Origin of the sequence: Ekhidna algicida (genome assembly GCF_051379705.1) — a bacterium.
Classification (GTDB): domain Bacteria; phylum Bacteroidota; class Bacteroidia; order Cytophagales; family Cyclobacteriaceae; genus Ekhidna.
This window is the reverse complement of the sequence record NZ_CP179868.1, coordinates 3,768,363-3,780,749: the sequence shown is the minus strand read 5'-3', so window position 1 is coordinate 3,780,749 and position 12,387 is coordinate 3,768,363. Positions and strand designations below refer to the sequence as shown.

At 39.6% G+C, this 12,387-nt stretch carries 11 protein-coding genes and 1 tRNA gene; 5 read left to right on the top strand and 7 right to left on the bottom strand.

Annotated elements, in window-relative coordinates:
* The first annotated feature begins 2 nt into the window (after nucleotides 1–2).
* Complete coding sequence (locus ACL8WY_RS17065; protein WP_436515969.1) at nucleotides 3–2,417, top strand: ABC transporter permease; 2,415 nt, start codon at nucleotides 3–5, stop codon at nucleotides 2,415–2,417.
* Between the two features lie 4 nt (nucleotides 2,418–2,421).
* On the opposite strand, the gene ACL8WY_RS17060 is transcribed toward ACL8WY_RS17065, so the two are convergent.
* From ACL8WY_RS17060 to ACL8WY_RS17040, 5 genes are all read right to left on the bottom strand, one after another.
* Nucleotides 2,422–2,937 carry a hypothetical protein gene (locus tag ACL8WY_RS17060; protein ID WP_436515968.1) on the bottom strand — a complete coding sequence of 172 codons (516 nt, stop codon included), beginning with the start codon at nucleotides 2,935–2,937 and terminating at the stop codon, nucleotides 2,422–2,424.
* Nucleotides 2,938–3,407: 470 nt separating this feature from the next.
* Nucleotides 3,408–3,481 (bottom strand) — tRNA-Thr (locus ACL8WY_RS17055).
* Between the two features lie 67 nt (nucleotides 3,482–3,548).
* Nucleotides 3,549–5,810, bottom strand: a complete 2,262-nt coding sequence (locus tag ACL8WY_RS17050; protein ID WP_436515967.1) for a DUF349 domain-containing protein — start codon at nucleotides 5,808–5,810, stop codon at nucleotides 3,549–3,551.
* A 51-nt stretch (nucleotides 5,811–5,861) separates the two neighbouring features.
* Entirely contained in the window at nucleotides 5,862–6,440 is a 579-nt protein-coding gene (locus ACL8WY_RS17045) for a YqgE/AlgH family protein (protein ID WP_436515966.1), read from the bottom strand.
* Entirely contained in the window at nucleotides 6,441–7,025 is a 585-nt protein-coding gene (locus ACL8WY_RS17040) for a tRNA-(ms[2]io[6]A)-hydroxylase (RefSeq protein ID WP_436515965.1), read from the bottom strand.
* A 67-nt stretch (nucleotides 7,026–7,092) separates the two neighbouring features.
* On the opposite strand from ACL8WY_RS17040, the gene pdxH reads away from it, so the two are divergent.
* Nucleotides 7,093–7,734, top strand: a complete 642-nt coding sequence (gene pdxH, locus ACL8WY_RS17035; protein WP_436515964.1) for a pyridoxamine 5'-phosphate oxidase — start codon at nucleotides 7,093–7,095, stop codon at nucleotides 7,732–7,734.
* Nucleotides 7,734–8,918 (top strand): glycosyltransferase, encoded by a 1,185-nt coding sequence (locus ACL8WY_RS17030; RefSeq protein ID WP_436515963.1) that lies wholly within the window; start codon nucleotides 7,734–7,736, stop codon nucleotides 8,916–8,918. The genes pdxH and ACL8WY_RS17030 overlap by 1 nt, the downstream gene beginning before the upstream one ends.
* Here ACL8WY_RS17030 and ACL8WY_RS17025 read toward each other — a convergent pair.
* The gene (locus tag ACL8WY_RS17025; RefSeq protein WP_436515962.1) at nucleotides 8,915–9,238 is read right to left on the bottom strand and encodes a PDZ domain-containing protein; all 324 of its coding nucleotides are present in this window, start codon (nucleotides 9,236–9,238) and stop codon (nucleotides 8,915–8,917) included. The two genes, ACL8WY_RS17030 and ACL8WY_RS17025, sit on opposite strands and share 4 nt — an antisense overlap.
* 186 nt (nucleotides 9,239–9,424) lie before the next feature.
* On the opposite strand from ACL8WY_RS17025, the gene ACL8WY_RS17020 reads away from it, so the two are divergent.
* Complete coding sequence (locus tag ACL8WY_RS17020; protein WP_436515961.1) at nucleotides 9,425–9,787, top strand: glyoxalase/bleomycin resistance/extradiol dioxygenase family protein; 363 nt, start codon at nucleotides 9,425–9,427, stop codon at nucleotides 9,785–9,787.
* On the opposite strand, the gene bshB1 is transcribed toward ACL8WY_RS17020, so the two are convergent.
* Nucleotides 9,788–10,504 carry a bacillithiol biosynthesis deacetylase BshB1 gene (gene bshB1, locus ACL8WY_RS17015; protein WP_436515960.1) on the bottom strand — a complete coding sequence of 239 codons (717 nt, stop codon included), beginning with the start codon at nucleotides 10,502–10,504 and terminating at the stop codon, nucleotides 9,788–9,790.
* Between the two features lie 178 nt (nucleotides 10,505–10,682).
* Between bshB1 and ACL8WY_RS17010 the strand changes: the two genes are divergently transcribed.
* Nucleotides 10,683–12,380, top strand: coding sequence for an amidohydrolase family protein (locus ACL8WY_RS17010; protein WP_436515959.1), 1,698 nt, complete (start codon nucleotides 10,683–10,685; stop codon nucleotides 12,378–12,380).
* Nucleotides 12,381–12,387 lie beyond the last annotated feature (7 nt).

The window sequence follows — 12,387 nt, the reverse complement described above, 5'->3', positions numbered from 1 at the left end:
GGATGCTAAGAAACTACCTAACTATTGCCATCAGAAATCTGTGGAAGCATAAGCTATTCACTGGACTGAACATCTTTGGGCTATCACTGAGCATGTCAATATGCCTAGTCCTGATTTTACTGGTTTATGATCATTTTCAGTATGATAAATTTCATCCGGAAACAGACAAAACCTATCGAATAGTAACATATGCCACAGGTCATGAAGGAGCATTTGATGAAGCTAGGGCTACTTCCTCGTTCCTCTTCAAGAAGCACTTAATCGAAGACTACTCATTTGTTGAAAAAGCAACAAATCTCAATAGTGACTTTAGAGGTGAAATCAGATCTCCACATAAAATACTTGACATTCAGTCATTATTTGCAGATGAAGATTTCTTCCAGGTCTTTGGATTCAAACTAAAAGAAGGAAATCCAGAAACAGCATTATTAGACCCATTCAGTGTGGTTTTGACACAGGATTTAGCAAATAAATTATTTCCCAATCAATCCGCATTGGGACAAACCATTGATTTTGAGGATCATGGTAGTTATAAGGTGACAGGAGTGCTGGACGAGAATAAAGAGAATACACATGTCGTATTTGAAGCTTTAGGTTCTTTGAGCACTTTACCAATACTATCTGAGAAGGAAATCTTATCACGCTCCTTCGACAGATGGAGCAACATTTGGGACAACTACAATTATTTGGTGCTTAGCAATTCTGTCAACCCCAAGGAAGTGGAGGGAATACTAAATGAGCTTGCTGAAGCCAACCTTGATTTACCCGAAGATCATCATGGATGGACCTTTAGACTTCAGGCCATGAATGAAATTGTACCCGGCAGGCCTATGTCAAATGAAATCGGATATGCACTACCATGGTTTGTATTGGCATTTTTCGGCTTGCTAGGACTAATCGTTTTGATAACAGCCTCTATCAATTACACCAATCTCTCCATTGCCAAGTCTTTGAGTAGAGCAAAAGAAATTGGTATTAGAAAAGTGAATGGAGCCAGTAGACGTCAAATCGTCTCTCAGTTCTTAACCGAATCCGTATTAACAGCACTTATATCTCTGGTGCTAGCGATTTTCATGTACAAATACCTCATCGTCGCATTCAATGAAATATGGATTTTTAATCAAGTTGGGGTTTCGTTAGAGGATTCAGTTGGGACATACGGATATTTCTTGCTATTTACTATTATGCTTGGTTTGTTTACAGGCATAGGCCCGGCGCTATTTCTGTCCAGACTTAAGGCTATCAACACATTAAAAGGCTCAATTTCAAAGATTCAGTCAAGAAAACGATCTATTTTATCTTTTATCACCGGTAAGAGAACATTGATAAGTATTCAGTTTAGTCTATCTATACTTATGCTTGTCACAATCTTAATTTTGCATAAACAAGCCAACTTCCTTACTGAGGCCAATTATGGTTTTAATGAAACGGAGGTCTTCTATGTAAATACTCATGATCACGATCCACTTTTACTTAAGCAACATTACGGATCGAAGACCGGTGTTGAAGATATCACCTTCACCTCACATCACCCGGCGATTGGACGGTCCCATGGAGCAGGTGCAAAATGGAAGGAAGATCAAGAAGAGATTACACTTTACCACTTTTCTGTCGATCCCAACTACGTTGAAGTAATGGATCTTGAGTTGATAGCAGGTCGTGACTTTGTTAAAGATGCGGATGATCAAAATGAAAAATTTCTTATCATAAATGAAACAGCTGTTAACACATATGGCTTTGAGTCTTCAAACCAGGCGATTGGTGAAGTTTTGACAATTGATACATTGGCCCTGACAATTATTGGTGTGGTGAAGGATTATCATTGGGAACCTTTAATGAAGTCTATTCGTCCGCTGGGTCTGCGAATCCAACCTGAACGTTTTGAATATGCATACTTGAAGGTCAAAAGTGACAATCTTATCAAAGAGGGAAAAAAGTTTGAAGAAGCATGGACCGAATTTGATCCTGCAAGAGAATTTGAGGGCGGATTTCTCAATGAGCAATTGGATGAGTTTTATCAATTTTTCTATGATTTAGGCAACATTCTTACCTATATCGCAATGATTGCTTTATCTATCACGGGTCTTGGGTTTTTGGGAATGGTGAGTTTCGAGCTTAAATCAAAAATCAAGGAAATAGGCATTCGGAAAGTATTGGGCGCATCTTTTCGTTCGCTTACCTTCTCAATGTCTAAAGGATTTATAATCATGATTCTGATCACTTCTATCCTAACAATACCTCTTGGATTATGGATCAACAGTCAGTGGGTCAACTTAATGGCATTTCATGCACCGCTCGATGCTAGTATCATCATACCAACGGTATTGATAGTATTGGGAATTGCTGCCGCAACGATTCTATCTCAGGTATGGATAAATGCTAATAAGAATCCAACAGAAACTTTAAGGGCTGAATAGTTGCCTATTTGAAGATACATTCAGCATTGGCTTTCGAAATCTCCACTACTGCTTCTGGGACTTCCTGGTCGCTGAATGTATTTTTCATATCCTCGATACGTATGAAGACAATACCTGATTCGGTAATGTCCTTCATATCTTGTTCGGTCATTTGAAACGTTATATCATAACTGGATATCATATTACCGAAATCCTTAATCACCTGGGGTTTGCTAGCTTCTATGGATTGCATTCGAATTACCGCACCATTTCCTGCTCTCATCACCAATTCACTGCCTTTTGGAATGACGGCATCCAACTCACCATAGTCACCTACTTCAACTCTGAATTTAAAATCACTGCCGTTCCTGATATAGGAGAAATAGTAGAATGGTGTTGGTCCGGTTAGCCTGGTTCTAACCGTACGAATGATATCATCTGTGATAGGATCCTTTTCATTGACGACATACTTACATATCTGAGCACTCGAGGCGAATGTCACACTTATGAGTCCCACAATTAGAGCTACTTTCAGTTTCATGTGTATCACTTGATAGTTTAAACTAAAACAATTCAGAATTAGCGTTCAAGTATTGTAAACAAAAATCTTACCCCAAAGATTGGTGAGGGACAAAAAAACTCTGACCAGCCTATATCAAACCTCTTTAAAGAAGGATTATGAATCAGTCAATGTGGTCAATGATCCCTGTGAAGGGCGTGATTTTGCACACTGAACAAATCCATTTATTGTTACATTCTCAGATTTGTATACTGCTGTGTCAGAGTTTTGTAAAAGTAGCATTAATGCGATTCAAAATTGGTAAGTCTTGATTATTGAAGCAAAAAAAACACCCAAATGAGTGAGTTTGAGAGCCTCCAGTCGGATTACTCGTACCCGCGAACGACCGCTCGTGAATGCGGTGTATTTCGAACCATAAAAATCTTAAGCTAAGGTCGTTGGCTCTAATCCAGAAAAGACATAAAAAAACCCACTCAAATGAGTGGGTTAAGAGCCTCCAGTCGGATTCGAACCAACGACCCGCGCATTACAAGTGCGCTGCTCTGGCCAACTGAGCTATGGAGGCCTTTTCAGCAAGGCTGAAAATCGGTTTGCAAAAATAGCAGTGTGTAGCTATTTCGCAAATCTATTTATCAATTTTGTGAATAAATTATTGAAAGTTGTGATTTCAGATCTTCCACCTCTGCTACCGCACTGTCTATCTTCTTCTGCATATCTGCCTTCAGCTTATCAGCTGTAGGTGAATTTGCAAAAAATTCCATGTTGGTATTCCATGTGGAAATGTCATTTTCAAGAACTGAAATTTTACGTTTGATCGAATGCTCTTTTCGGTTAAGTTTTTGAGCTCCACCTGGGGTGTTTTTCAAACGACCCATTGAGATATGATTTCGCAAATCGGTTCGATCACCTTCATGTATCGCTTCGTTAGACAAAACTTTTTCTTTCACTTCATCAAATCGATTTCTAATCTTTTTGATTGCATTCTTTGGTACAAAACCAATAGAAGTGTAGTTATCAATTAGGTCATACAAATCATCAAGATTTACTTCATCACTTGTCCCGGCAGCTTCCAACTGATCACAGATTTGCAGTTTTAGCTGCAAGTTATCTTCGTAAGCTTTGAACTGTTCTTTGTTTTGATCTCTTCGATTGTTGAAGAAGTGATCACAAGCGGCTTTAAATTTTTTGTATGTTTCGTTTCTCACCTTTTCAGGAACAGGGCCAATGTCCTTCCATTGGGCTTGCAAGTGCTTAAACTTATCGGCAGTTGAGTTCCACTCTTCACTTTCTTTCAATTCTTCTGCTTTTGCAATAAGCTCCTGCTTCTTAAGCAAATTTTCTTCACGCTTGGATTCAAGCTCTTTGAAAAATTGGTTTTTATTGGCGAAAAATGCTTTAAATGAGTTCCAAAATGCTTTGTTAGTTTCCTTAGCTTTCTCCCTTGGTACTCCACCAACTGCTTCCCATTGCTTTTGAACTTCTAGTAAACCTTTGGTCTTATCATTCCATTCTGTAATTCTGTCAGAATTGAATTTTGTAAACTCCTCTACCTTTCCAATAAGCTCCTGCTTCTTAATAAGGTTAGCTTCAAATTCAACTTTGAGGCCTTCAAAATACTCCTTGCGCTGGGCGTAAATTGCATCAGAGGCAGCTTTAAACCTTTGCCAAAGTGGCTCCTGATCCTCTTTTGGAACTGGGCCGATATGTTTGTATTCTTCATGAAGTTCATTGAGCTGGATAACAGCAGACTTCATATCTTCTGTTTCATTGAGAGCTTCTGCTTTTTCACAAAGTTCCTCTTTGAGCTTTAAATTCTTTTTCCGGTCTAAATCTTTTAACTCAAAGTAGATGCTTCGATTATCATAATACCGATCAAGTAGTGCGTTATAATTCGCCCAAAGTGTCTTATTCTGCGCGCCTGGAACCGGGCCAACCTTCTTCCATTCTGACTGCAAATCCCGAACCGCATTGATGCTGTTTGAAGACTCTTCACCGTCAACAATCAATCTGAGCTCCTCCAGCAAATGCTCCTTCTTCTTAAGGTTGCTTTCCTTTTGGCTTTCTAAATCTTTGTAATGCTTATTTCGCTTTGATCTAAGCTGTCCATAGATCGTGAAGAACTCTTTATCTGCTTCATCTCCGTGATATTCAAAGGCGTCAGCCTCATTTCCTTCAGATACAAACTTCTGAAGTGCTTCATTCTTGGAAATCTCATAAAGCTCATCGAATCTTGGCTTAATGGCCTTCAATACCCGATCTAGAGATCGAATATTTTCTTCATTTTTAATTTCTCTGATTTTTGAAATGATTTCATCTTTGGAGGCATGTTCAAAATCTAGTTCTTCTTCATGCTCTTCTGAGTCTCCATCGCTCTCAGAATCGTCCGTGTCCTCAGAATCTTCTGATTCTATCTTAACCTCTACTTCAACTTTGTCGGCTACTACGTCTGCTGTTTTCTCAGCTATGTTTTCTTCTGGAGTTTCTTCATTAGTCTTCTCCTCTGGAGCGTCAGCCACTATTCTTTCTTCTTCCACCACTTCAACTAACTCTTCCTCCTCAGCTTTGGTCTCCACCTTTTCTTCTGGAGTTTCTTTATTAGTCTTCTCCTCCGGTGCTTCAGCCACTATTTTTTCCTCTTCCGCCGCCTCAGCTAGTTCTTCTTGCTCAGCTTTGGTCTCTACCTTTTCTCCTGGGGCTTCTTCCTTAGTCTCCTCTGGAGCGTCCTCCACTACTTTTTCTTCTTCCACCGCTTCAACTAACTCTTCTTCCTCAGCTTTCTTATCACTGGCCTCAGGTTTACTTTCGTTACTCAATTCAGCTTCTTTCTGAACTTCTTCAGGCGTTTCGTTAGTGACATTGTTCGAAACGTCCTGCAATTTCTCTGCGTTATCCATTATTTGGAACCGGTTACTTTTATCTGTAAGACACAAAGCTAACCAAATACCCTAATTCATTCGGGGATCTTTTGGATAGTTTGACATGAGTCGGTATTTCCCACCCATGGTATTTAGACACGCTTTCCATAGATCTTGGTTGTCCCAATCAAAAATCATTTCGGGTGTGGTGCCTTTCAGCACGATCCAAGATTTAGCTTTCATTTCATCCATCAGTTGACCAGCAGCCCATCCAGAGTATCCGATAAAGAAACGTACATCATCTTCGGAAATCTCTCTTGTGTTCATCATCTCGGTCAGTCGATTAAAGTCTCCTCCCCAGTAAATACCGGACACTACTTCGCGAGAACTTGAAGCTAGTGTTGATTCACGATGAATAAAGTGAAGTGTATCATGCTCAACCGGACCGCCTATGAAGAGTTTTGCGGGATAACTACCTGCCTCATCAACAAGTTCTTTAAGCTCAACATGTGCTTTATTGTTAAGCACAAATCCGAACGTACCGTTTTCATCATGCTCGCATAAAAACACTACTGTTCGCTCAAAGTTAGGATCTGGGAGATATGGCTCTGAAATAAGCAAATCTCCACGCTCTGGTAAAATCAATTGGTCTGATGAAAAAAAATCCATTTAGTGTAATGCTGGTCTAATAGGAAGCTCATTCAAAATGACACCCTCCTTTTGTTTCATTTCTTCCAATCTATTGTATACATCATCTTCGTCAAAATAGTTTAGTGCCATTTTTACAAATACTTCCCCATGCCGAGCTTCGGAGGCCCATAGTCTATGATAAAATTGCTTTAACTCTCCGTCCCCCAATGCCTCGTATACCAAACGAAAGCGTTCTGCCCCTCTGGTTTCTACCAATGACGCCAACAGTAAACGATCCATGAATCGCTCATTTCTTCCATCTCTGCATATTTTGAGCAATTGCTTTATATACATATCCTGCGGAATTTCGTGACTAAGCTGGATGCCACGCTCCTCCATAATAGCATATACGTCTCGAAAATGTTCGAGCTCTTCCACTGAGGTTTCTATTAACTCTGGTATGATTTTAGTACGATTGGGATACTTGGCCACCAAACTTAACGCCATTGCAGAAGCCTTACGCTCACAGTCGGCATGATCCTGAAGAAAGGCATTAAAATCAGCTAGAACTGCTTCCACCCATTCCTTTTTTGAATCTACTGTCAAGTCAATTCTAAACTTCATCGTTTTTTGATTTTAACCTTTTTACCTTCGCTCTTGTTGAGTTCCAAAAGTAAAAGGAAAGCTGAACATGAGAGAAGATATTGCTTCTATTCGAAAAGAATACACCCAAGCTGAGCTTGATGAAAGCACCGTACTAAAGAACCCTTTTCAACAGTTCGAGAAATGGTTTCAAGATGCACTAGATAGTAAAATTAATGAGCCTACAGCAATGGTTCTTTCAACTGTTAATACTGAAGGTCAACCTTTTCAACGTACTGTGTTGTTAAAGACCTTCAATGAGGATGGTTTTGTCTTTTACACCAATTATGAAAGTAGAAAAGCAGGCCACCTAAATGATAACCCCAGAGTTTCTCTTCTATTCCCTTGGTACTCCCTTGAGCGGCAAGTGGCTATAACTGGTCAGGTTGAAAAAGTGTCTACCAAAGAATCACTCAAGTACTTTCTTTCGAGACCGGAGGGAAGCCAATTAGGTGCATGGGTTTCTAACCAAAGTGAAGTAATTACCTCGAGAAACATTCTTGAAACCAAGCTTGCTCAAATGAAGCAAAAATTCAAAGACGGCAAGATCCCCTTACCTGATCATTGGGGAGGTTATCGCATCATTCCTGATTCCATTGAATTTTGGCAAGGAAGAAAAAGTCGACTGCACGATCGAATCTTCTTCCAGAAAGAAACGGGTTCCTGGCAGATAAGCAGACTAGCTCCTTAATGTCGCTATACCTAGATCGCTATGCTTGGCCAGTAGAACTATTCCCAAATTACCAGCCACCCAAAAACCTTTCGATGGTGGTAGTGATTCCGTGTTTCAAAGAGCCTGATCTTATTGGTGCTTTAGATTCATTGAATGCGTGTAGACCTCCATCCAATGAAGTATTAATAATCGTAATAATCAATGAGTCAGAAAACTGCTTAGGAGAAGTTCGGAAAACTAACACAGGGACACTAAATCAGCTTGAAAATTACAAGAGTAGATATCCAGTACTTTTTTCATATCAAAAGCTTTCCCCTAAAAAAGCTGGTGTAGGATTGGCGCGTAAAATTGGAATGGATGAAGCCGTTCGGATTTTTCGAAAGGTTGGTAACGATGGCGCTATTATATGCTATGATGCAGATTGCCGTTGTGATGAAAGCTATTTGGATGAGATTGAACTTTCGTATTCGAATCCTGATACTCAGTCTGGAATAGTGTTTTATGAGCATCAATTGCATGGTGAGAATCATATGGCTATAATCGATTATGAGCTGTATCTGCGATACTATATTGATGCACTTCGTTTTGCCGAATTTCCATATGCACATCAAACATTAGGCTCATGCATCACCGTGCGAACCTCTATGTATGAAAAGGTTGGCGGTATGAACACTCGAAAGGCTGGCGAAGATTTCTATTTCTTAAACAAAACCATTCCTCATGGAGGATTTGTTGAAATCAACACCACAACCATCCGTCCATCCGATCGGGTTTCTGATCGCGTGCCCTTTGGAACAGGAAAAGCTATCAACGACCTATTGAATTCCGATGAAGTATCGGAGGTGTATCATCCGAATACTTTTGAAGACCTCAAGCTTTTTTTCTCCAAGATCGACTCATTCTGGACAGATCATGAATGGCAACTTCCAATGACGGTAACAACCTTCCTGGGCGATGATTGGGAAAATCAAATCAAAGAACTCAAAAGTCAGGTGAATACCTATGAAGCTTTCAAAAAACGATTTTTTCACTGGTTTGACGCATTCAAGATTTTAAAATACGTTCACTTTTGTAGGGAAGAATTTTATCAAAATGTGGAGCTCGTGGAAGCATTGGAATGGCTAAGAACGAAGCATTTCTTCTTGAAGGGATCAAAAGAGTCTTATTTGGTGCAATTGAGATATCTAGACAGATCTCCTTAAACAAACTTAATCGTAGCAACCAATTGTGATCCATCTCTCACAACGATCATATTCACTTGATCTCCCACATTGAAATTTTGCATAGCCGACATGTAGCTTATTAAATCTAGAATGGGATGATCTCCGATCTTTACTACAATATCTCCTTCTCTAAAGCCATACTTTTCAGCTGTTTTGCCTGCGGAAACAGTACTTATTCTCATACCTTTGTTTGAAAATCCATAGTCAGGCATTACCCCAAGAGTTGCTTGCTCTTGAGACCTCCTATAACCTGTTTTCATTTTCCATTTTATCAAGGAAATCCATTTTCTCAATTTCATAATTATTCAATTCTTATTCTTTAGTTGCGTTTTGAATTGCAAATGAACTTACTATTTGGTGTGAAGCATTCATCTATTTAGAGTGGTCTACCCATTGTATACACATTGAAGAATCAGATGTCCAAAAACCAAGTGTTTTAAAGCTCAATTGAATCTCTATGCGAGATATTCCGTAAACCACTAATTATGAATACACCATCTCCACTTTACATCATACCAGTTCTTTCTACAGCGGATATAAAGAGAGATCTCCAATGGTATGATGAATATGTTGGGTTCAAATATGTCTTCGGAGACGATGGATATGCGGGGCTTCAGCGTGACGGTTACGAATTTCACTTGCAATTTCATCACAACAATGAAGACGATCCTGTTTTACCTGGTGTTATCAAGGTATTCGTACCAGATATTCAACCATATTTTGAAGAATTTGTAAAGAGAGGGACAATTAAGAAGGAAAAACTACGAATGAATACTCCTTGGGGAACTCACGAATTTGGATTCTATGATTTGAATAATAATGCCATCTTTATTGTACAGGATGCCTAACTAGAGTAAATCAAACAGACTTTTTACTCCCAAAAAGTGTTTAACCTTAAAACCCTCCGCATACTCCACACCTACGCGCTGCCCCCATTCTCTAGCTCTGGACTCTAACATTGTCATGAAACCTTTAGAACTTATGAATGTCTCCGGCTCCTCGCTGTTTGGATCATAGAATTGGGACTTAAATGCATTTATTGCATCTCTTCGCTCTTGAATTACATCCGAGATATCTACTAAAAGGTCTGGCTCATGAGCTGTGCTTTGAATTGAAAAATACAAACGCTCAGGCCTAAAAGCGCTCTGCTTATTCCCCTCCCATTGTGTTTCCACTGCTTTCAACCCAGCGATAAAACAAGATGTTTCTACAAGCTGAGCTCCCCTGGTATGATCCGGGTGTCTATCATAAATAGAATTTGTGATGACGATTCTTGGCTGAAACCTTCTGATTTGCTCCGCCACCTTTAGCTGATTTGATTTATTATTTTCAAAAAATCCATCTTCTAATCCCAAGTTTTCACGCACAGACAAATTCAATATTTTACTCGCATCAGCAGCCTCTTTTGCTCTAATTTCTGGAGTTCCTCTAGTCCCTAATTCGCCTTGAGTCAAATCAAGAATACCTGTTTGAAACCCCATTTTCTGATGTTTGATAAGAGTTCCACCAAACGATAATTCTACATCATCGGGGTGTGCTACTATAGCGAGTATATCGAGTTTCATAAAGAATTGATTTTAAAATAATAATAACAGCAAATAAATAGCATTAACATTGGCCGTGCCTACTCACAACAAAAAAGCAATTAAAGTCTATCAAACACCATTCATAAAATAATGGTTTTCAAGCTCTGATAATTTCCTAACTTCATTGCCTATTTTAAAAACCTAAAGTAAATAACCTATGCGAAAACGTGACAGCTTATTCAGAAGCGTCATCCTGATCTTGCTAATTGGCTTAATGCCATACATGGGCTGGTCTCAGGATAGCGATCTGAAGCCTGTATCAAATAAGTACGTGATCAAGAACGCTACGATTGTGCAGGCCCCTGGAAAAATAATCCCGAATGGTTCCATCCTAATAGAAAATGGAATTATTAAAGCAGTAGGATCTAGCATTTCAATTCCTTCAGATGCATGGATAGTGGATGCCGATTCTATGTTTGTGTATGCTGGATTTATTAGTGGTCTTTCCAACATCGGTGTAAAGAAAGCAGAAGAAAGTGATGAAAAAGATGATCGAAAACTAACTGGGAACCCCACTGACAAACGTGCAGGAATTACTCCTGGCAATTCTGTCCGTGAAATGCTTAAAGTAGATGATAAATCGGTTGCTGATTTCCGAAAACTTGGATTCACTGCATCTCATAGCGTTCCTCACGATGGTATGCTACCCGGAATGGGCGCAATCGTCTTGCTTGGCGGTGCTAGTGATCAAGACATGCTCATTAAGGATCAAGCCTCAATGTATTCACAACTTGCTGGTGCAGGAGGAGTTTATCCCAATACAATTATTGGCGTAATGGCAAAATATCGCGACTTGTATAGAAAGGCTTCACAAGCCAAAGACTATCAAAACAAATACAGTTCGGGTCCAAATGGAATGGAACGACCAGCACCTAATTCTACTTTGGAAGCACTTTATCCTGTAGTATCCAAGCAAATGACTGTTGCTTTCAAAGCAGAAAGCGTCAAGGATCTTATGCGGGTGATTGCACTCCAAAGAGATTTAGGATTCAAGATGATGCTGGGGGAAGTAAAGCAAGGGTGGGATGCAATTCCAGTTGTAAAAAGCACCGGTGCCCCTGTATTCCTCTCACTAGATCTTCCAGAATGGAAGGAAGAAGAAGCGAAAGAGGGAGAAGAAAAGGATGAAAAGAAAGAGCTTACGGAAATGGAATTGGAAGAAAAAGCACTCAAAGAACGTCAAAACACTATGATCAAGAATTATTATACGCAAGCTGGCAAATTCAGCTCTAGTGGAGTGAAGTTCGGTTTTTCTACCATGGATGTTAAGTCAAAAGACTTTCGAACCAATCTTTTGAAGGTGATTGAAAACGGCCTGTCGCAAGACAAAGCACTAGCAGCCTTAACCACTGAACCTGCGAATATCCTTGGTTTATCTAGCATGATGGGAACGATAGAAAATGGCAAAATGGCCAATTTAGTTGTGTCAGACACTGCATATTTCACCAAAGATGCTAACGTGCGATATGTCTTTGTGGACGGAATGAAATACGAATTCGAAGCGAAGAAAAAGAAGAAGAAAAAAAGCAGTGATAGCGAAGGAGTAGACGCGGCAGGCGTCTGGAATTATACCACCGAAACTCCACAAGGAAACGGAAGTGGTGTGATCACCATAAAAGGCACTCCAGGTGATTACAATGGAACCATCTCTGTGAGTTACAATGGTAGTACCAATGAAATTGAGGATTTCACGGTAGATGGCAACAATGTTTCATTCTCTTTCAAATTGAATATGGGTGAGGAAATTACTGTTGACATCAGTATGGATATTGATGGAGATATGTTCGAAGGAACCTTATCTGTTGCTGCATTTGGAAGCTTCCCAATGGAAGGATCTAAAGAACCTAATAAATAAGACTTAA

Excerpts from the sequence above, each read along its gene's own strand:
- ACL8WY_RS17065 (WP_436515969.1), top strand. The coding sequence starts at position 3 with ATGCTAAGAAACTACCTAACTATTGCCATCAGAAATCTGTGGAAGCAT.
- ACL8WY_RS17060 (WP_436515968.1), bottom strand. The coding sequence starts at position 2,937 with ATGAAACTGAAAGTAGCTCTAATTGTGGGACTCATAAGTGTGACATTC.
- ACL8WY_RS17050 (WP_436515967.1), bottom strand. The coding sequence starts at position 5,810 with ATGGATAACGCAGAGAAATTGCAGGACGTTTCGAACAATGTCACTAAC.
- ACL8WY_RS17045 (WP_436515966.1), bottom strand. The coding sequence starts at position 6,440 with ATGGATTTTTTTTCATCAGACCAATTGATTTTACCAGAGCGTGGAGAT.
- ACL8WY_RS17040 (WP_436515965.1), bottom strand. The coding sequence starts at position 7,025 with ATGAAGTTTAGAATTGACTTGACAGTAGATTCAAAAAAGGAATGGGTG.
- pdxH (WP_436515964.1), top strand. The coding sequence starts at position 7,093 with ATGAGAGAAGATATTGCTTCTATTCGAAAAGAATACACCCAAGCTGAG.
- ACL8WY_RS17030 (WP_436515963.1), top strand. The coding sequence starts at position 7,734 with ATGTCGCTATACCTAGATCGCTATGCTTGGCCAGTAGAACTATTCCCA.
- ACL8WY_RS17025 (WP_436515962.1), bottom strand. The coding sequence starts at position 9,238 with ATGAAATTGAGAAAATGGATTTCCTTGATAAAATGGAAAATGAAAACA.
- ACL8WY_RS17020 (WP_436515961.1), top strand. The coding sequence starts at position 9,425 with ATGAATACACCATCTCCACTTTACATCATACCAGTTCTTTCTACAGCG.
- bshB1 (WP_436515960.1), bottom strand. The coding sequence starts at position 10,504 with ATGAAACTCGATATACTCGCTATAGTAGCACACCCCGATGATGTAGAA.
- ACL8WY_RS17010 (WP_436515959.1), top strand. The coding sequence starts at position 10,683 with ATGCGAAAACGTGACAGCTTATTCAGAAGCGTCATCCTGATCTTGCTA.